The following is a 19,691-nucleotide window of genomic DNA, read 5'->3' as shown; positions in this document are numbered from 1 at the left end:
ATCCACGGTGTTTCCCCGACTGACATCGCCCATTGATCTGATCCTCCCGAGTCTCCAATGAAATCCCGCCCCTTCAAGCAAGTCGACGTCTTCACCGCTACGGCCTATCGCGGCAATCCGCTCGCCGTCGTCATCGACGGCACGGACCTCGACGACGCCGCGATGCAGCGCTTCGCGCAGTGGACCAACCTGTCCGAGACCACCTTCCTGCTGCCGCCCACCGACCCGGGCGCCGACTACCGCGTGCGCATCTTCACGCCCGGCGGCGAGCTGCCGTTCGCCGGCCACCCGACCATCGGCAGCTGCCATGCGTGGCTGCAGGCCGGCGGCAAGCCGAAGGCCGCGGGCCTCGTGGTGCAGCAGTGCGGCGCCGGCCTCGTGCCGCTGCGCCGTGAAGACAGCCGCCTGGCCTTCGCCGCGCCGCCGCTCAGGCGCAGCGCCCCGAGCCCCGCGCTGCTGGCCAAGGTGGCCGGCGCGCTGGGCCTGAAGGCGCAGCAGATCATCGCGGCGCAGGTGCTCGACAACGGCCCGGTCTGGTTCGGCCTGCTGGTCAACGATGCCGACGCCGTGCTGGCGCTCGCGCCCGATCACCGCATGCTCAAGGAGCTGGGCGTGAAGGCGGGTGTGGCCGGCGTGCCCACCGCGCTCGACACCTCGCCGCTGATCGGCCGCTCGAACCGCGAGGCGCGCGCCTTCGGCAACCGCCCGGCGGCCGCTTACGACGACGGCGCGAAGATCGACCTCGAAGTGCGCGCCTTCGCCGAACCCATCGGCGTGCAGGAAGACCCGGTCACCGGCAGCCTCAACGCGAGCCTGGCCGAATGGCTGATCGCCGACGGCCACATGCCCGAGCGCTACCTCGCCGCGCAGGGCCAGTGCCTGGGCCGCGCGGGCCGCGTCCACATCGAGCGCGACGCCGAGGGAAAGATCTGGGTCGGCGGCGATGCCGTGACCTGCATCGACGGCCACGTCACGCTCTGAACCTCGGCGAGAACCATCGCACCATGCACGCGCAGCTCGACCACCTCGTGATTGCCGCCGCCTCGCTCGCCGAGGGCGTGGCGTGGTGCGAAGCGACGCTCGGCGTGACGCCGGCACCGGGCGGCTCGCATCCGCTGATGGGCACGCACAACCGCCTGCTGAACATCGCGAGCGACGCCTTTCCTGCCGCCTACGCGGAGATCATCGCGATCGAGCCGGGCAAGCGGCCCTCGCGCCCCAAGACGCACCGCTGGTTCGACCTCGACGACGCCGCGCTGCAGGCCGGGCTCGCGCGGCACGGGCCGCGGCTGATCCATTTCGTCGCCCGCGTGCCCGATGCGCATGCGGCAACGCGTGCGCTCGCGCATGAAGAGCACGCGCACATCGACCGCGGCCATCTGCTCGAAGCCTCGCGCGACACGCCCGCCGGCCGGCTCGAGTGGCAGATCACCGTGCGCGACGACGGCCAGCGGCTGTTCTACGGCGCGCTGCCCACGCTGATCCAGTGGGGGCCGGTGCATCCGACCGATGCCATGCCTGCGTCGGGTCTTTCGATGCGCTCGCTGCGCGCCGTGCATCCGCGTGCGCCCGCGCTCTCCGCCGCGCTGTCGGCCATCGGCATGACCGGCATGGCCGTCGCTGCCGGAGCGCCCAACCTCATCGCCGTGCTCGACACGCCGCGCGGCCGCGTCACCCTCGAATCCCAAGGACTCTGACCATGCTGAGCCTCCCTGAAATCGCCTGGTTCGCCCTCGCCTCGCTGCTGCTGGCGCTCACGCCGGGGCCGAACATGATCTATTGCGTCTCGCGCACGCTGATCCAGGGCCGCCGCGCCGGGCTCATCTCGCTGGGCGGCGTGCTGATCGCCTTCCTGGCGCACCTGTTCGCTGCCGCGCTCGGGCTCACCGCGCTGCTGCTGGCCGTGCCGCTCGCGTTCGACGCGATCCGCATCGCGGGCGCGGCCTACCTGCTGTGGCTCGCGTGGCAGGCGGTCAGGCCCGGCGGCAATGCACCTTTCGAGGCGCGCGTGCTGCCGGCCGATCCGCCGGCCAGGCTGTTCCGCATGGGCTTTCTGACGAACCTGCTGAACCCGAAGGTGGCCATGTTCTATCTCTCGTTCTTTCCGCAGTTCATCCATCCCGAGCGCGGATCGGTGCTGCTGCAGAGCATGCAGCTGGGCGTCGCGCAAATGACCGCCAGCGCCGCGGTCAACACGGTGATGATCGTCGGCGCCGCGAGCATCACGGCCGTGCTGTCGCAAAGCGCCGGCTGGCTGCGCGCGCAGCGCTACATCATGGGCAGCGTGCTCGCTGCCCTGGCCGTGCGCGTCGCGCTGACGGAACGCAAATAGATGGGACACCCGATGAGGTTCACCCGCGAAGAAATCGAAGCCGCGCAGCGCACCGTGCATGCGGCCATGCCGCCCACGCCGCAGTACGCCTGGCCGCTTCTGTCGCAGCGCCTGGGCGCCACCGTGTGGGCCAAGCACGAGAACCACACGCCGGCCGGCGCTTTCAAGATCCGCGGCGGGCTGACCTACTTCGAGACCCTGGCGCGCGAGCAGCCGGGCGTGCGCCACGCCATCAGCGCCACGCGCGGCAACCACGGTCAGTCGGTCGGCTTCGCGGCGCGGCGCCATGGGCTGGGCGCGACCATCGTGGTACCGCACGGCAATTCGACCGAGAAGAACGCCGCGATGCGCGCGCTCGGCGTCACGCTGGTGGAGCACGGTGACGACTTCCAGGCGGCTGCCGAGCACGCGGCCGCGCTGGCCGAGCGCGACGGCCTGCACCGCGTGCCATCGTTCCATCGCGAACTGGTGCGCGGCGTGTCGACCGCGTATGTGGAGTTCTTCGACGCCCTGTCGGCCACGCCGTCCGACGTGCTGTTCGTGCCCATCGGCCTGGGCTCCGGCTTTGCCGCGGCAGCGGCGGCGCGTGCGCATTGCGGCGCGTCGACGAAGCTCATCGGCGTGGTGTCGGCGCACGCCACGGCCTACCGCGACTCCTTCCGCGCCGGCAAGCCCGTCGAGTCGCCCGTCACCACGCGGCTGGCCGACGGCATGGCCTGCCGCGTGCCGGTGCCCGAGTCGGTCGAGGTGATCCTGCGCGAAGCCGACGACGTCATCACCGTCACCGACGACGAGATCGCCGAGGCCATGCGCATCCTGTTCAGCGACACGCACAACGTGGCCGAGGGCGCGGGCGCCGCGGCGCTGGCGGGCGCGCTTCAGCAGCAGGAACGCTGGCGCGGCAAGACGGTGGGCGTGTGCCTGAGCGGGGGCAATGTCGATACCGGCATGTTTGCCGCGGTGCTGGGGCACAGCGCTTCGTAATCCGGAGTCAGCAGGGCCTGGGCAGCGGGCCGGTGTTGGCGATGTCTCATCGGCACCGCCACCGCGTGCCTGCACGCCGGGAACGGCCAACGCCAGAAGGCCGTTCAATCCGGACATCGACCCGGCTGGAGTCGGCGTGGACCACATGCGTGTGCATCGGGTCCCCGGTGCCATGCCGGACGAAAGCACCAACAGCCGCTCTCTGGATGCGACTCTTAAAACCAACACCGTACAACGACCGCTCACACACAGAAAAACCATCACACAACATGACCTAATTCCAACATCGCGCCAGTGAATTCCCGCAGAATCGCCGCCACTGGACGCGACCGGCCACGGTGATGGCACAAGACGTTGCGGCAGTTGTCACCTTCCGAACAAGAACAGCAGGGAGTTCATGTGATCCATTCGCAGCAGAGGGCACTATTGCGCAGGTGCGCGCCATGACATCGCGCCGCGTCACCGTCCGGACGCCGCTGGTCGAAGCACTCCAGTTCCACCGGCTGGTTGGCACCGAGGAATTGAGCAGGCCCTACCTCTTCGAGGTCGATCTGCTGGCAGCCAGCAATGCCGTCGACCCGAAGGCGCTGCTCGGCAAGCACACCACCGTGGCGATCCAGACCGAGAGCGGCCGTGTCCGTCATCTCGGCGGAATCGTCACCCAGTTCGGCCTGTCGCACGAGGACGACCGTCGCTCCCTTTACAAGATGCGCCTGCGCCCGTGGCTGTGGCTGGCCACACGGCGTTCGGACTACCGCATCTTCCAGGATCTCACCGTCCCGGAAATCATCGCAGCCGTTCTCGGGCCCTACGGTTATCCGATGGAACAGAAACTCAGCCGCGAGTACCGTCGATGGACTTATTGCTGCCAGTATGGAGGCGAGACCGATTTCGCGTTCGTCTCGCGACTGGCTGAGCACGAAGGGATGTACTACTGGTTTCGTCATGAAGCCGGGCAGCACGTGCTGGTCTTTGCCGACGACATCGCCACTTCGCATGGGCCGTTGCCTGGCGGCGAGGCGATCCGCTACCACGTCGACCCGTTCGCCGGCATGACCGGTGGCCTCGAGGCCGGTGAACGCATCTACGAATGGACGATGTCCGAAGAGGTGCGCTCGGGTCTCTACTACACCGATGACTACGACCCCGGCAGGCCCGGCGCGGATATCTCCAGTCGTCGACGCATGCCTGCCGGTCACGATCACGACCACTTCGAGCGGTACGAGTGGCCAGGCGGCTACACGCAATTGGCCGACGGTGAAGCCTATGCGCACATCCGCACCGAAGAGCAACAGAGCGAGCGCATTCAGGCACGCGGCTCTTCCAATCGGCGCGATCTTGCGCCGGGCTACATCTTTGAACTCTCCAGGCATCCGAGGGCCGACCAGAACCTGCGCTACCTTCTGGTCAGCGTTGCCTATGAGTTGCAGGAGAACCTTCAAGCCAGTGAAGGCGACGGCGGCGAAGGCTCCATCCAGTGCTTCGCCTTCAAGGCGCAGCCGGTGAGCCACGCGTGGCGACCGGCGCGCACCACACCCAAGCCGCGCACCAACGGTCCGCAGACAGCCCTTGTGGTCGGCCCGGCCGGCGAAGACATCTGGGTCGATCAGCTTGGCCGCATCAAAGTGCATTTCCACTGGGATCGGCTGGACCACAAGAACGAGCATTCCTCTTGCTGGCTTCGCGTGTCCTCATCCTGGGCGGGCGCCAGTTTCGGCGACGTCGCGCTGCCTCGCATCGGGCAGGAAGTGATCGTCAATTTTCTGAACGGCGATCCGGACCACCCGATCGTCGTGGGCCGCGCCCACAATGCCGATGAAATGCCGGCGTGGCAGCTACCGGACCAGAAGCACCTCTCGGGCATTCGCAGCCGCGAACTCGGCAGCGGCAGTGGTGGCCGCAGCAACCATCTCGCACTGGACGACGGGCCGCAAAAAATCCAGGCGCAGCTCAAGAGCGACCACTCAAGCAGCAGCCTCGGTCTCGGGCATATAGGCCGCATCGAGGACACCGCCGGGCGCAAGGACGACCGGGGCCAGGGCTTCGAGTTGCGCACCGATGGCCGTGGCGCCTTGCGCGCCGCCAGGGGAATGCTGCTGACCACCGAGGCGCGCCCCGACGCGCACGGTCACACTACCGATATGCCCGAGACGCTCGCGCGCCTCACGCAAGGCCGGGATATGCACGAAGGGCTCAGCCAGGCGGCGATGGAGGCCCAGGCCCACGAGGCCGGCGATCAGGATGCGGTCACGAAAACCCTGAAGGAGCAGAACGATGCTCTCAAGGGCCACGGCGGCAACCCGGCGCAAGGCGTCTTCCCCGAATTTGAAGAGCCCCATCTCACGCTGGCCAGCCCCGCCGGCATCCAGAGCGCCGCCGCGGGCTCCACCCATCTGATGAGCACCGAGCACACCGCCTTCACCAGTGGCGGGCACACGAGCATCAGCTCCGGCAAGAGCTTCCTGACCAGTGCCAAGGACGCAGTGCGCCTGTTCGCCCACAAGGCAGGCATGCGGCTGTGCGCCGCGAACGAGGACATCGACATCCGGGCTCTGAAGAGCAGTGTCAACATCATCGCCAGGCTCGGCATCAGGCTCGAAGGCGAGAGGATCATCATTGCCGCGCGCGAAGAGGTGGTCGTCAACGGCGGCGGCAGCTTCAGCCGCTGGAACGCCTCGGGCATCGTGCACTGCACCCAGGGCCTGTGGCGCGAACATGCGGCCTCGCACAACCTCGTGGGGCCCAAGAACATGCCGCCGCCGAAGGGCTATGAAGCCCGATGCGAATTGCAGAACAGCGATGCCGCAGGCGGCGCATCCGCCTCGCGCTGATGCGAAGAAAGCCATGAGCGCCACTGATCCTCGCGACCCCAGGCGCACGCCCTCGACCTCGCCTTCGCTTGACACATGGGCTTTGCTGCGCCGCCTGCAAAGCGGCTTCATCAAGGCGCAGACAGCTTTCGCATCCACAGCCGCACGTCCGATGCTCGGCGGCCTCATGCCGGCTTCATTGCACGCCTGCCTGGTGCTCGAACGCTGGGAGGCCAACCCGCTGGCTGCCCACCTGCAGGAGCACCATCCCACGCTGGCCGACGAACGAGCCGACGTGCCCGACGAGATCTACAAGGACCGCCCCGAAGCCGCGCCTACCCTGGTGCCGCTCCCCGCGGACTGGACCTCGGACGCACCTTGCGACCAGACCCGGGCAGTGCTTCGCACCCTCGCAGTCGCGCTTGCTTCGGCCTGGCAGCAGGCGCGGCGGCGCCTGGCCGAACAGACGCTGTGCGGCGTCGTTTTCAGCCCCGCGACACCCGCGACCATCGCGATGCATTGGAACTGCCTGGGGTTTCAGACTTCGCCAATAGATGGCCACGACAAGCTGTTTCGCTATCAGGATGCCCGCGTCATGCAGCGCGTGTGGCCTGTGCTCGACGACGCGCAGCGATCTTCGTGGCTTGGGCCGGTCACCGAATGGTGGTCCCTGGAGCAACCTTGGGGACCGTGGGCGAGCGCCGAAGCCTTCGGCCAGGGCGATGAAACCGACGGCACCGAGGACGCATCAGGACATCAGCCCGAGTGGTTCATCGCCAGTCGTTTCGCCTTGGCGCGAGCATCGCTGCAGGCGCCCGGGCGGCTGCCATCCCGCGAGGCCATGCGCCACCTTCTGCACCTGGCCCAGTGGCATGCCGCCCACAGTGCATCCGCGGGCAACAGGGCATGGTTTCGCATGGCGTCGCGGCAAGTGCCCGTAGGCAGACAGCCCGATGGCATGACCATGGCTCACCTGCTGGGCCATGGCGCCGGGATGGGGTTGAGCCGGGAGAGCGATATCGCCGATTTCATCGACGCGTCGTGGCGCACCGACCTCCACGCCGGCAAGGCCAGTCCGCGCGACTGGTCGGCGCCGCAGGAAGCCGCCGTGCTGAGGCACACGCTTGCCCTGATGCATCCGGCCCCCGGTCTTGCGACCGTCGCGACGGCATCGCCTCCCGAAGCACCCAGCTTTGCCGGTGCGCTGCACCAGGCCCGGCAAGCAGCTTCGGCCCGCGCGCAGCCCTCACGAAACAACTGAAACCCATGGCTTGCAAAACTCCCTGCAGAAACTGCGATCGCAAGGGCCTGCCCATCCTGTTTACCCGTTATGCCGCCGCCTTCAGCGCGCAGGACCAGGGGATGACTGCGCTCGGGCAACTGCAGCCCACGGGTCATTTCCAGCGCAGGCCCGGCGGCGTTTCCATGCAGACAGCGCTGTACGGCGTCCGCATGCTGCGCCCGGGCTACCTGTACGTGCGGCTGCAGTATGCGGGCCAGGCCAATCCCGAGTGGCTCGCCTACATCGTGCACCCACACGGCTATCTCGCCCAGTTCGACATCGGATTTCCGGAAGCCGCCAAATCCAATCCCGCCTGCGAGATCGAGGTGCGCGGCGCCAACGCCAGCATGGTGTGGATACGCGATGCCAAGGACGTCACCGAACTGAACTACATGTTCCACCCGGACCCGATCGTGCCGAAGCACCTGTTCGAGCAGATCGAGCCGAAACGCAACATCTACATGCAAAGCTTCGATGTGGCGGGTTGGGCGGGTGGCAACACGAGCCAGCAAGACAGTTGCCAGCCCGGCCAGCTCAACAGCCAGGTCATGGAATTCTCCGCGCTGAAAAACCCCGCCGCGCAGACGGTGGGCTGCGAACAGCACTACGGACTTATGGGAATCCATGGTGCCGAGCGCGAGTGGGGAAACTACGAAGAAGCGCGCGTCGGACGGCACTTCGAAGCCGTGCGCCACGAAGCCCGCGGCGCCGACGGCGTGGTGGTTACCGACACAGGGGCGGCCGGTGGTCTGGCACACGGCCCCTACATTGCGCGCATCACCGGTGCGCCGTACAAGGACGTGCACGGTGCACGCCTGCGGAAAATGGTCGAGTTCCTGACCGAGCACAAGGGCGCGGTCGTCGCCTGCGAGGACGCCATCGGCATCGCGCAAGAACTCAGCCTGCACCATCTGACGGCCGCCACCGCTTATGTGGCGTGGCTCAAGGAAACCGACAACACCGACCCAGGCAACGCCCTGGTGACCAACGCCTGGAAGCACGCGGCCAGCGAGAGTATCAAGACCGTGCGCTCGGCCATCTACAAGAAGGCGATGCAGCTGTACGACTCGGAGACCGAGCGCCTGAAGAACGTGCACGAGGTGATGGGACAGCGCCACGCCTACCCGGTGGGCACCGTGATGGTCGAACAAAAGGATGGCAGCCCGGCCGAAGTCCCCGTCAAGGACCTGGAGGCGCAACGACGCACGGCCCTGCAGGAAGAGATCGCGGCGCGCGAGTCGGACCGCCGTCTCATCAGCGATGCCGAATCCAAGGCCGCGCTGCAGAAAACGCTCGCCCACTTCGACCCGGCCCGGCTCGAGGCCTTCGACAAGGCGCACCTGGCGCAGGTCAAGGAGCGCGACAAGCGCATGGACAAGATCAGCGAAGACCTGATCGCTTGGCTGCAGGCCGATGCCTTCCTGGTGAAGACGCTGGGGCGCTACAACCGCAAGCCCGACGGCATCGACACCGGCGACGGGGCGCGCTGCGCGGGCCAGTTGTGCGCCATCCTGGAGACGATGGACAGCAGCCCGAGGGGGCGGCGCTGGTATGCCGAGCTGCAACTGTTCAAAGACGAACCGAGGAACCTCGTGTGGCGCATGGCGAGCCTGAACAACGAGGAAATCTCGCAAGAGCTGCGGCGCGTGATGGACACCCTGCGCGACACCCTGCCGCCGGCCACCGAAGTGCACGACCCGCAAACGGCCGAGGAAAGCGCGCGCCAGCAGCGCGCCTGGGCCGCGATGGCTACGGCATTGAGCAAGATCCCCAAGACGCTCAAGGGCAGCCAGACCTTGATCAAGGAGGTCTACAAGCTGGGCGACCCGGGGCTGAACACGATGCAGAAGATCAAGTCGCTGCAGAAGATCGCCGAGACGGCCCGAAAGAATGTGCACGCGGTCTGGGCTGTGGCGGTGGTGCAGGCAGCGCAGAAGCTGAGCGCCTCGGCGATGGAACTGAGCTTCGCGAAGGCGCAGATCGTCCTGCTGTCGCACGGCCTGGGCGACAAGGCCGTGGAGTTCGTGCGCAATGAGCAGCGGGCGCTGGCCCGCAAGCTGGAAGACCAGGGCCGGCAGGCGGCCTACAGCAACAAGCGCAATCCGCAGCCCGACAGCCGGGCGTGGACGCGCCACTACGACCACAAGGGCGAGAAGATGCAGGTACGGGTCGACCGGGCCTTGACGCTGGTGGGCGAAGACAACGCGGTGAAGAACATGCGCATTCCCGGCGCGCTGGGCGCGCTGGAAATCATGAGCCTGATTCCGACCTTCGGACGCGCAAGCGAGCGCGGCGACGACCCGAGGGCGGGCAGCCAGAGTGCGGGCGCCGTGGCCAGCGCCATGGGCACCTGGAAGGGCCTGCGCTCCGACTACTACGAGAAGAACATCTTCGAGGCGATCAAGGCCGATGCGCCGCTGGCTGCGCGGGGCGATCTGGTGAAGGCGGCTGGAGAGGATCTGCGCATCTTGAAGATCGGTGCTGCGCACTGGGTTGCTTCTGCGGCTGTCGTGGGGGTGGTTTGGGATGCGATTGATGGCGTTACGGCCTTCAGAGAAAAAGACCGCGTGCTGATGGCTGCCTACTTTGGTCGTGCAGCAATGGGAACCGCAACCATTGGATCAACGCTTGTTGGAGCTTATTTTTACGACGTTACGAAGATCGTGCGCTGGTGCACGCGCATCAATCTCGTGACGGGGACGATCACGCTCGCCGCGAGCTATGCGATCGACAAGCTCAAGGAAAAGGAGTGGATCGACTGGCTGCAGGCCCAGCCGTTCCGCAAAATCGACAGCAAAAAGTTTCCGCATCGCAGCGAGCAGTTCATGCTCGGTCAGTTGGCCAATGCGATCGCCGACATGGATTGAACCAGACAATGTTTATCTCGGAGAACAGCTTCCGGCGGGAGTGCCGCAGCGGGGGTACGCCGGAAGCCTTGGCGTATTACGCGGACGTCAACCAACACACGCGCTTGTACGGTATTCATGAAGGCGTGCGACCTCGCGTCGAGAACGAACCCAAGCCCGCCCGCAAGGAGAAACTCCAACAGCAGGAATATGCACGACCCTCGCTCCATGGAATGCGTGTCCTGTTCGACTTCAATGAGCACTTCATCGAGCTGAGCAATGCGGGAGAAGAAAAGCGCTCACTTGGGCTTTTGCTTCTAACGCTATTTGGACTTGTTGCCTTGTTTCCGACCTATGGCATAGGTCTCTTGCTTACGGACCAAAGACCGTACCCGCAGGATTGGTACATCGCGATGGGCATCTTGTTGCTGATGGGTGTTCTGGTTTTTCTCCTGATCTATTTCATGATCTGGCCCTACATGCTCGCGCCAACCTTCCTGACCAGTCTGCGCGCCCGCTACCGCTTCAATCGAACCACCCGCAAGGTCTACGCGCTGCGCCCAAAGAAGTACGGCGGCAACGTGGTGCTCGACTGGGACCGCGTGCAGGCGCATGTGCGCTGGGCGCCGCCCAAGTCGTGGACAGCCGAGGAGCTGGCCGCCAGCGAAACCGCACGCGAAGAACGCCTGCGCTCGGCAGGCCTGGACAGCAACCTGCTGCTGTACTGGCCCCCGCTGGACCCCAGCGATCCCGAGCGCAAGGGAGAGGACGTTCTGTGGGTAGGCCCCAGCGGCAGCGATGCATCCCTGTGGCAGTACATCCGCACCTTCATGGAAGAAGGCATGGATGCCGTGCCTCCTCCCGGAGAGGACGACTGGCTGCGCAAGGGTTTCAGCGGCCCTGGCGAGCATCTGGAAGAGACTGTCATGCACGGCGCGCACAGGCGCGACGACATCCTGGGCAGAGGCACCTCAGGTGCGACTTTCACCAGCTACGCGGTGAACTTCATCTGGGCACCGCTGCACAGCCTGGCCGAGCGGCTGTGCTACTGGCCCACCTTCCCGGAAGAATGGGGCAGCGACTGCGGCCAGCGCCGCCGCGAGAGCGGCATCGGCCCTGAGGAACCATTGCGGTGGGCCCACGGGAGTTGTCCCCATCGCCTGCACGATGAGTTCGTGCTTCGCAACGGCGCTGATCGTTCGACGAAATGAACTGTGCCGGGCATCCGCTGCATCGTCGGCAAACGAGCCCTGAAGAGCCATCGATGGACATAGGCATGACCGCAGACCGGCCTCACAGACACGCTCCCGGTCCCACCAGATCGAGCGCTGCGCCTCGCTGATCAGAGACAAGAACACCGGCGTGACTCGTTCGCCGGTTTCAAGCAACCGTGCAACGCATCGGCCACTTCGTGGATGCCTGGAACGCCAGCTTCCCGCGCTGCAAGAGGATCGCGACCACAGTTTCGATCATCGAAAAGCTGCATCGACTTTGCTCGCTGATCGACGAAATCGGAAGCTAGGGCAACTTGGCCCTCCACCTCAGCGGTTGCTCGGGCCCGATGCCGCTTTCGCGTCGTGCCTGGCCCGAGTCGCTTTTCCACTCCGAGGGAAAAACCGGCCAATAGCACAGGCACTCCACCAGCCAGTTGAGTACCCGATCCGGATCGCGGCCCTTGCATATCCATGCATTCGGGACCTCGGGAGCGGGCACGGCGTCCATGCCCCGCTGCATGAAAGTCTGCAGGTAGCGCCAAAGGCGCTCGCCGCTATTGCTCGGCCCAACCCAGATCAGGTCCTCCCCACGGCGTTGCGGATCCGCGGTATTCAGCGGTGGCCAATACAGCAGCAGGCAACCATTGCTGCTTGCACTGCGTCTTTTCCTTCGCGCTTCATCGGACAGGTCATAGCGTGGTACGCCAAGCCCCATGATCAGATCCAGCAGTCCAAAGTAGGCCAGGCTGCCATCCACTTCCCAGCCAAAGTGCCGCGATGCATTCAGCTGCTTGTGGAGTTCCTGAGTCGTTTCGTCGACCGACGCAGCATGGTGTCGGTTTTGCGCCGATTCGATAGGCGGCGCCCAATGAACGTGCGCTTGTGCACGCGACCAGTCGAGCATCGCATTGCCGCCCCATCGATCGGGCCGAAGCACATAGACCTTGCCAGTAGTCCGATTGAAGCGGTAGCGCGCACAGCGCGCGGTGAATATCTGGCCTGCGAACTCGCGCCACAGCATGACCGTCATAGGCACACTGAATATTGCCAGCGCCAGCACGCCAAGGAGCAGTCCAAGTTCCGCGAAGGAAGTCGGCGGAAAGGGCATCCGCGAATCGCCGACGAACACGATATTCCACAAGAACCACAGCGCACCCACGCCCATGATCAAGCAAAACGGTGCGAACAACGCCCGCATCACCAAGGCTATCCAACGCGGCGCTTCGCCGCTGCGCAGATTGCTCAGCTCCAGGAAGTGTTCGTTGAAGTCGAAGACCGTGGGCTCGGGCGGCCACAAGATCACCGGCTCTGACGAGGTGGGCTTGAGCGCGTGCCGCATGGGCGCATCTTGCAGATCGGCATAGTCCGCCAGTGCCTTGACAATGCCATGCTTGCGCCGATAGAGGTGAAAAGCAATTTCGAATGTGAACATCTTCGGAGGGGATATCTCGCGCGGTCTATTGCCGGTTCAAGCTGCAATTCACAACGCTTTGCTGAGGCCCGGCGTCAATCCTTCATTCGATCGATCGTCGTGCCGTCGGTCGCCGATATTTGTGTCGGCAATTGGCCATCTGGTCGCCCCCGCCCCGAGGAGAATTTGCAATGGGCGAGCCATCCCTGGCTGCGGCGCAGCCTGAATAACTCACGGCGGAAAAGGCAGGCTACGGCAGCAGCCCCGTATTGGCCGTGTCCAGCGGCAGCCTCGACACCTCTTCCAGCAGCAGCGCCAGCTGCCGGGCTGCCTCGTCGACCACCGCCTGCCCATGCGCCGCCGTGGCGGCGGCCGCGTTGCCGGCGGCGCCGTGCGGGTTGTAGTCCTCGATGGCCCAGCCCAGCTTGGCGCTCTTGCCGTTGCCCAGGATCGCGTAGTCGGCCGCGCGCTGGCGCGAGGTGGAGTCGAAATCCTGTGCCTCGCCCATGCGAACCAGCTGCGGCGACAGCGCCAGCATCATCGAGGTCTCGATCTCGCCCGCGTGCACGCCGAACCGGTGCTCCTGCGCGCTGAACTGCGCGCCCGCGTCGCCCAGCGGCAGGTTGAACCAGCTCACGCTGTAGACGATGAGGCCGTGCTCGGCGCGCAGCTCGCGCGCCACGATGTCCATCGGGCCCACGTGGCCGCCGTGGGCGTTGAACAGCACCAGCTTCTTCACCCCGGCACGCGCAACGCCGGCGCCGATTTCCTTCCACATGCGGATCAGCGTTTCGGCCGACAGCGTGAGCGTGCCCGCGAAGCGCGCGTGCTCGGGGCTCAGGCCGATCTGCTGGGTCGGCAGGAACAGCACCGGCAGTTCGGCCGGCAGCAGGGGCAGCGAGGCGGCGACGATGCCGTCGGCCAGCACCGTGTCCACGCCCAGCGGCAGGTGCGGGCCGTGCTGCTCGGTCGCGCCCAGCGGCAGCACCGCGACGGTGATCGCCGCATCGAGCGACGCGAAATCGCGCGTGGTGAGCTGGGACCAGAAACGGGGCAACGGAGGGGCCGAAGGAGCATTCATCGCGCAATCTTAGGCTGGTGGCGAGCCGGCCTCGAAAGCTTCGGTCCGGACAAGGCGGTCGACGCGGACGCCAAAAACGCCAAGCTATTCACACATACAACCAGTTCGTGGCACTTTGGTTTGCGTTAGTTAACAGTTCTGTCTAGAGTGATTCTTGATTTGATTTTCTAGAACCGCCGACCTGTCACATATCGGTGGTTCGGCTTTCGCGGCGGCATCTCTAGTCGTGAAAGCTGTGGTTCCAAGGGAGCAGAGTGTTCATCCAGAAAAAAACTGGAGGCACGGTCACGGACGGACGCAAATCGGCGTCCGCCCGATCGTTGCCTCGCCATCTCGCGCAGGCGGCACGAGAATTTCCGTCCCTCGTCTGCATGCTGGCCTTCGGCGCGTCCGGGGCATTCGCAGGACCGTCGGTCACCGCGGCACCCGCGGTCGACCGGAGTGCATCAGCCTACGACGCCCAGCGGCACGATGCGCTGATCGTCGCGCGCCGCGAAGGCCGCATCACCGCGGCCCAGGCGCTGCAGCAATTGAAGGACTGGCTCGCCGCGCCGATCGACGGCGCAGCCCGCCAGCGAGTGGCCTCCGATGCGATCGCGATCGCCTCCGCCGACGGCCGTTTTGCCGAAGCCGCCGCGCTGGGCCGCCAGGCCAAGCCGTCGAAACTGAGCGACTACGCCCTGGGCCCGCTCGCACTGGCCGCGCGGCGCACGCATGACCTTGCCCTGCAGGGCGAAGCCATCGGCCTCTGGCGCGCGCATCAGCCCGGGGCGCGCGAGGCGCGCATCCACGAGGCCTACTGGCGCCTCGACAGCGGCGACGTCGCGGGCGCGCAGGCGCTGTACCGCGCGCTGTCGCAGCCGGCGCCCACGCAGGTCGAAGACCGCGTCGCGCTGCTGGAGCTGCGCGCCGCCCTGGCGCGCGCCGAAAAAGATCCGCTGCAGGCGCTCGCCGCCTATACCGAGGCCGGCGCACTGCGGCCCGGGCGCGGCGACATCCGGCGCGAGGCCGACTTCCTGCTCGCGAGCAGCGGCGCCGCATCGAGCGCCTTCGACAACGCCGAGGCAGCGGAGCGCGCCGCGCCGGGCAGCTTTTCGCCGCTGGCGCTTTCCACCCTGCAGCAGGAGGCGCTGGCGCAGCGGCTGCGATGGGCGATCCAGGCGCGCGACCAGCGCATTGGCGCGGAGCGCGTCACTGCACTCGATCGCGTGCTCGGCGACCAGGAAGCCGCCTTGGCACGGGCCGATGCCGCGGCCTCGAAAGCCGCGACCGAAGACGCCGGCGCATGGCGCACCGTGCGCGCGCGGCTGCTGTCCGATCGCCTGCTCGCGCTGGTCGAACGCGGCCGCCCGGCCGACGCCGTCGCGCTCTACGACACAGTGCGCGCCACAGGCACGGAACTGCCGCCCTACGGGCTCGGCGCCGCGGCGCGCGCGCTCGCACAGGAGCGCCGCTCGGCCGAGGCCGTGCCGATCTACGAAACGGCCATCGCCCGCGGCGGCGCCGACCTGCCCATGCCCAACGACATCCACCTGGGGCTGGTCTACGCCTATCAAGACGTCGGCCGCTTCAGCGATGCCGAGGCACTGCTGCAGCGGCTCGAAGCCGCCACGCCGGCCCTGCTGCACCTCGCGCCGGAAGCCGGCCGCCCCAACGGCGAGTACACCGAGGTGAGCGGCATGCGCGGGCTGATGCAGCTCTACACCGACCGGCCGGCGCTCGCGCAGCAAAGCTTCGCGGCCCTGGCGCGCGAAGCGCCGTTCAACGCCGGCTACGCCTCTGGCGCCGCCCTCACCGAGCGGCTGCGCGAGCACCCCGAAGCCGCGCTCGCACGCTTCGAGGCGCTGGCGACCGACGCGCCCTACGACGTCGGCGCACGCACCGGCCATGTCGAGGCGCTGCTCGATGCCGGTGAATTCGGCGAAGCCCGCCGCCGCGCGGAATCGCTCGCCGCCGACCTGCCCGACTCGAAGCAGGTGCGCGACATGGAACGCAGGCGGCTCACCCAGGTCGGCCCACGGCTCGACGTGGACGCCGGAGCCTCCTCCGGCGGCGCGGCCATCGCCAACCGCGAATGGCGCATCGACAGCCGGCTCGCCTCGGGCCTCATCGACGACCAGTGGCGCGTGTTCTACGACCAGTCGCTGGGCCGCGGAACCACCGATCTCGGCAGCGCCAACTGGGCGCGCGGCGGCCTCGGCCTGGGCTGGCAGCGCGGCCGCTGGCTGGCCGAAGGCGTGCTGCAGCATGCGAACGGCGGCCCCTACCGCAACAGCGCGGCTGGCCGGCTCGACTACCGCGCAAGCGACGCCTGGCGGCTGTCGGCCACCTACGACGGCGACAGCAGGGAACTGCCGTGGAAAGCGCGCGCGGCCGGCATCGGCGCGCACGAGGCCGGCGCGAGCGTGGGCTACGTGGTGAACGAATCGCGCCGCTTCGACCTGAAGTGGCAGCAGCTCGACTTCAGCGACGGCAACCTGCGCAGCGGTCTCGGCCTCGGCTGGCGCGAACGCTGGGTGAGCACGCCGGCGTTCCAGCTCGAAACGACGCTCGGCGCCGACGCGAGCCGCGGCCGCGACATCGACACCGCGCCCTACTTCAACCCGTCGAGCGACGGCAGCGCGCAGCTCTCGGCACGCGCGCAGTGGCTTGGCTGGAAGCGCGACGACCGACAGTTCTTCCACGTCGTCGAGCTCGGCGGGGGCACCTATCGGCAGGCGGGCTTCGGCAGCGGCCCGACGTGGAGCCTGCGCTACGAGCACCGCTGGAACCTCGGTTCCAAGCTCGCGCTGCGCTACGGCCTGCGCATTGCCAGCCACCCCTACGACGGCGTGCGCGAACTACAGCGCGGCGTTTTCCTGAACCTCTCGATGCCCCTGCAGTGATGCGAACGACGAACAACCCTTTCACCTTCCTGCGCGCGGTCCTTGCGTGGCTGCTGCTGGCGCTTTCGCTGCCGGCCCTTGCGCAGCCCCTGCCGAGCGCCGACCCCGACGACGGCGTGAGCTTTCGCGTGATCGCCTTCCACGACGTGCGCGCCAACGTGCGCGCGAGCTTCGAAACCTCGCCCGAGGCGACCGCGGTGGACGAGCGCACCTTCGCCGAGACCTTGGCCTGGCTGCAGTACAACGGCCACCACCCGGTGAGCCTGCAGCAGATCGTCGATGCGCGCGCCGGCGGCAAGCCGCTGCCGCCCAAGCCCGTGCTGCTGACCTTCGACGACGGCTATCGCAGCGCCTACACCAAGGTGTTCCCGCTGCTCAAGCGCTACAACTACCCGGCGCTGTTCGCGCTGGTGACGAGCTGGCTCGAGGTACCCGAGGGTCAACCGGTGCACTGGGGCGACAAGCCCGCGCCGCGCGAGAACTTCCTGCTGTGGAGCGAGGCCGCCGAGATGGCCCGCTCGGGCCTCGTCGAATTCGCGAGCCACAGCGACGCCATGCACACCGGCATCCTCGCCAACCCGCAGGGCAACATGCTGCCGGCCGCTGCCACGCACCGCTACGACCCCAAGACCGGGCGCTACGAGGACGATGCCGCCTACACGCAGCGCATCGAGTCCGACCTGCGCCGCAGCCGCGAACTCATCGAAAAGCGCACCGGCGCGAAGGTGCGCTCGATGGTGTGGCCCTATGGCGCCTACAACGCGGCAGCGCTCAAAGCCTCCGAGCGCGCGGGCATGCCCATCACCCTCACGCTGGACGACGGCTCGAACACGCCGACGGTTCCGCTCGCGCGCGTCCGCCGCGCGCTTGCGGAGTACGACAACGAGGCGCCCGAATACGCCCGGCTGCTGCGCAGCCCCGCAGGCGGCGAGGTCTGGCCCGTCAACCGCGTGATGCACGTGGACCTCGACTACGTGTACGACCCCGACCCGGCCCAGCAGGAGCGCAACCTCTCGAAGCTGATCGACCGCGTGGCCGCCGTGCGCCCGCGCTCGGTGTTCCTGCAGGCCTACGCCGACCCCGACGGCGACGGCGTGGCCGACGCGCTGTACTTTCCCAACCGGCACCTGCCGATGCGCGCCGACCTGTTCAGCCGCGCGGCCTGGCAGCTGCGCAGCCGCGCCGGCGTGAAGGTCTATGCATGGATGCCGGTGACGGCCTTCCGCCTGCCGGCCTCGAATCCGCTCGCCACCCACACGGTGATGGCGCAGGGCGGCGCGATGCCGGCCGGCCGCTACCACCGGCTCACGCCTTTCGACCCCGCGGTGCGCGCGCTGGTCGGCGACATCTACGAAGACCTCGGCCGCCACGCCTTCTTCGGCGGCCTGCTGTTCCACGACGACGCGACGCTGTCCGACGACGAGGATGCGAGCCCCGCCGCCCTCGCCACCTACGCCCGCTGGGGCCTGCCGGCCGACGTGGCCGCGATCCGCGCGAAGCCGGAACTGACGGCGCGCTGGACCGCCGCCAAGACGCGCTACCTGATCGACTTCACGCACGAACTGGCCGCGCGCGTGGGCGCCTGGCGGCCCGCGCTGGAAACCGCGCGCAACCTTTATGCACGGCCGGTTCTCGACCCCCAGGCCGAGCAATGGTTCGCGCAGAACTACGAGGCCTCGCTCGCGGCCTACGACTACGTCGGGCTCATGGCGATGCCGCGCATGGAGCGCGAGGCCCGAACCGACGCCGACAGCGATGCCTGGCTCTCGCGGCTCGCGCAACGCGCGGCCGGCACGCCGCGCGGCCTCGACGGCACCGTGTTCGAACTGCAGGCGCGCGACTGGCACACCGGCAAGCCCGTGCCCGACGCCGAGCTCACCCGCCAATGGACGCTGCTGCAGCGCGCCGGCGTGCGCCACCTGGGCTACTACCCCGACGACTTCCTGAACGACCAACCCTCGCTGGAAACCGTGCGCCGCGCGATCTCGGTGCGCACGCTGCTGCCGCGCGCGCTGCGTGCCCCGGCCGCCGCGACGACCCCTGCACAGCCCGCGCCATGACCACCGTCCAGATCCTCGCGCACTCGTTGCCCACGCTGCTGTTCGGCTTCGTCTTCTACTACCCCTTCTTCATGGCCTACGTGTGGATGGCGGGCGGCCTCTCGCATGCATGGGTGTTCGAGCGCAGGCGCGACGCCGACGCCAATCCGCTCGACTCGCTGCCCTCGCACCCGCTGGTCACAGTGGTGGTGCCCTGCTTCAACGAAGCGCCGCACCTGCGCGAGGTGATCGAGCAGCTGATGCGCACGCGCTACCCGCACTACGAGGTCATCGCCGTGAACGACGGCAGCACCGACGGCACCGGCGAGCTGCTCGACCAGATGACGCAGGAATACAGCCGCCTGCGCGTGATCCACAACGCCAGCAACCAGGGCAAGGCGGTCGGGCTCAACACCGCCTGCCAGCTCGCGCGCGGCGAATACATCCTGGGCATCGACGGCGATGCGCTGGTGGACGTCGACGCCATCGCATGGATGCTGCGGCCGATGCTGCGCTCCGAACGCATCGGCGCGGTCACCGGCAATCCGCGCATCCGTACGCGCACCACGCTGCTCGGACGCATGCAGGTGGGCGAGTTCTCTTCGATCATCGGGCTCATCAAGCGCTCGCAGCAGCTGGTGGGCACACTCTTCACCGTCTCGGGCGTGCTCGCCATGTTCCGGCGCCGCGCCGTGATCGAGGTCGGCTTCTGGAGCCCCGACGTACTCACCGAGGACATCGACATGAGCTGGAAGCTCCAGCTCGGGGGGGGGGGGGGGGGGGGGGGGGGCCGCCCCCGCGGGGGGG

General features: G+C 67.5%; 14 protein-coding genes. 12 read left to right on the top strand and 2 right to left on the bottom strand.

The genetic code is table 11. The features are described from left to right. The first annotated feature begins 57 nt into the window (after positions 1–57). From ACCC97_RS22025 to ACCC97_RS21985, 9 genes are all read left to right on the top strand, one after another. Positions 58–981, top strand: coding sequence for a PhzF family phenazine biosynthesis protein (locus ACCC97_RS22025; RefSeq protein WP_413335043.1), 924 nt, complete (start codon positions 58–60; stop codon positions 979–981). A gap of 23 nt (positions 982–1,004) precedes the next feature. Then, entirely contained in the window at positions 1,005–1,697 is a 693-nt protein-coding gene (locus tag ACCC97_RS22020) for a VOC family protein (RefSeq protein ID WP_413335041.1), read from the top strand. 2 nt (positions 1,698–1,699) lie between these two features. Continuing rightward, a complete protein-coding gene (locus ACCC97_RS22015) occupies positions 1,700–2,332 on the top strand; it encodes a LysE family translocator (RefSeq protein WP_413335039.1) in 633 nt (210 codons plus the stop codon). Between the two features lie 12 nt (positions 2,333–2,344). After that, positions 2,345–3,316 (top strand): threonine dehydratase, encoded by a 972-nt coding sequence (locus ACCC97_RS22010; RefSeq protein WP_413335037.1) that lies wholly within the window; start codon positions 2,345–2,347, stop codon positions 3,314–3,316. A gap of 443 nt (positions 3,317–3,759) precedes the next feature. Then, on the top strand, positions 3,760–6,147 hold the full coding sequence (locus ACCC97_RS22005) for a type VI secretion system Vgr family protein (RefSeq protein ID WP_413335035.1): 2,388 nt from the start codon (positions 3,760–3,762) through the stop codon (positions 6,145–6,147). An 82-nt stretch (positions 6,148–6,229) separates the two neighbouring features. Further along, on the top strand, positions 6,230–7,387 hold the full coding sequence (locus tag ACCC97_RS22000) for a DUF4123 domain-containing protein (RefSeq protein WP_042674517.1): 1,158 nt from the start codon (positions 6,230–6,232) through the stop codon (positions 7,385–7,387). A gap of 5 nt (positions 7,388–7,392) precedes the next feature. Beyond that, positions 7,393–10,275 (top strand): T6SS effector BTH_I2691 family protein, encoded by a 2,883-nt coding sequence (locus ACCC97_RS21995; RefSeq protein WP_007838921.1) that lies wholly within the window; start codon positions 7,393–7,395, stop codon positions 10,273–10,275. 8 nt (positions 10,276–10,283) lie between these two features. After that, the gene (locus ACCC97_RS21990; protein ID WP_413335070.1) at positions 10,284–11,465 is read left to right on the top strand and encodes an MFS transporter; all 1,182 of its coding nucleotides are present in this window, start codon (positions 10,284–10,286) and stop codon (positions 11,463–11,465) included. A 179-nt stretch (positions 11,466–11,644) separates the two neighbouring features. Next, the gene (locus tag ACCC97_RS21985) at positions 11,645–11,776 is read left to right on the top strand and encodes a hypothetical protein (RefSeq protein WP_413335033.1); all 132 of its coding nucleotides are present in this window, start codon (positions 11,645–11,647) and stop codon (positions 11,774–11,776) included. Here ACCC97_RS21985 and ACCC97_RS21980 read toward each other — a convergent pair. Both ACCC97_RS21980 and ACCC97_RS21975 read right to left on the bottom strand, forming a co-directional pair. Further along, positions 11,773–12,900 carry a hypothetical protein gene (locus tag ACCC97_RS21980; protein WP_413335031.1) on the bottom strand — a complete coding sequence of 376 codons (1,128 nt, stop codon included), beginning with the start codon at positions 12,898–12,900 and terminating at the stop codon, positions 11,773–11,775. The two genes, ACCC97_RS21985 and ACCC97_RS21980, sit on opposite strands and share 4 nt — an antisense overlap. Positions 12,901–13,129: 229 nt before the next feature. Next, a complete protein-coding gene (locus tag ACCC97_RS21975; RefSeq protein ID WP_413335029.1) occupies positions 13,130–13,960 on the bottom strand; it encodes a creatininase family protein in 831 nt (276 codons plus the stop codon). A gap of 371 nt (positions 13,961–14,331) precedes the next feature. Between ACCC97_RS21975 and pgaA the strand changes: the two genes are divergently transcribed. From pgaA to ACCC97_RS21960, 3 genes are all read left to right on the top strand, one after another. Continuing rightward, positions 14,332–16,845 carry a poly-beta-1,6 N-acetyl-D-glucosamine export porin PgaA gene (gene pgaA, locus ACCC97_RS21970; protein ID WP_413335027.1) on the top strand — a complete coding sequence of 838 codons (2,514 nt, stop codon included), beginning with the start codon at positions 14,332–14,334 and terminating at the stop codon, positions 16,843–16,845. Continuing rightward, complete coding sequence (gene pgaB / locus ACCC97_RS21965; RefSeq protein ID WP_007838913.1) at positions 16,845–18,905, top strand: poly-beta-1,6-N-acetyl-D-glucosamine N-deacetylase PgaB; 2,061 nt, start codon at positions 16,845–16,847, stop codon at positions 18,903–18,905. The genes pgaA and pgaB overlap by 1 nt, the downstream gene beginning before the upstream one ends. Continuing rightward, a partial coding sequence (locus ACCC97_RS21960; RefSeq protein ID WP_413335025.1) for a glycosyltransferase family 2 protein occupies positions 18,902–19,691 on the top strand: 790 nt, incomplete at its 3' end. The genes pgaB and ACCC97_RS21960, both read left to right, overlap by 4 nt.

This window comes from Variovorax sp. Varisp85, assembly GCF_047304045.1.
Taxonomy (GTDB): domain Bacteria; phylum Pseudomonadota; class Gammaproteobacteria; order Burkholderiales; family Burkholderiaceae_C; genus Variovorax.
The sequence above is the reverse complement of the archived record's forward strand: the minus strand, read 5'-3'. Positions and strand labels throughout refer to the sequence as shown.

Coding starts and splice junctions, on each gene's coding strand:
- ACCC97_RS21980 (WP_413335031.1), bottom strand. CDS start 12,900: ATGTTCACATTCGAAATTGCTTTTCACCTCTATCGGCGCAAGCATGGC.
- ACCC97_RS21995 (WP_007838921.1), top strand. CDS start 7,393: ATGGCTTGCAAAACTCCCTGCAGAAACTGCGATCGCAAGGGCCTGCCC.
- ACCC97_RS22005 (WP_413335035.1), top strand. CDS start 3,760: ATGACATCGCGCCGCGTCACCGTCCGGACGCCGCTGGTCGAAGCACTC.
- ACCC97_RS22010 (WP_413335037.1), top strand. CDS start 2,345: ATGAGGTTCACCCGCGAAGAAATCGAAGCCGCGCAGCGCACCGTGCAT.
- ACCC97_RS21990 (WP_413335070.1), top strand. CDS start 10,284: ATGTTTATCTCGGAGAACAGCTTCCGGCGGGAGTGCCGCAGCGGGGGT.
- pgaB (WP_007838913.1), top strand. CDS start 16,845: ATGCGAACGACGAACAACCCTTTCACCTTCCTGCGCGCGGTCCTTGCG.
- ACCC97_RS22025 (WP_413335043.1), top strand. CDS start 58: ATGAAATCCCGCCCCTTCAAGCAAGTCGACGTCTTCACCGCTACGGCC.
- ACCC97_RS21975 (WP_413335029.1), bottom strand. CDS start 13,960: ATGAATGCTCCTTCGGCCCCTCCGTTGCCCCGTTTCTGGTCCCAGCTC.
- ACCC97_RS22020 (WP_413335041.1), top strand. CDS start 1,005: ATGCACGCGCAGCTCGACCACCTCGTGATTGCCGCCGCCTCGCTCGCC.
- pgaA (WP_413335027.1), top strand. CDS start 14,332: ATGCTGGCCTTCGGCGCGTCCGGGGCATTCGCAGGACCGTCGGTCACC.
- ACCC97_RS22015 (WP_413335039.1), top strand. CDS start 1,700: ATGCTGAGCCTCCCTGAAATCGCCTGGTTCGCCCTCGCCTCGCTGCTG.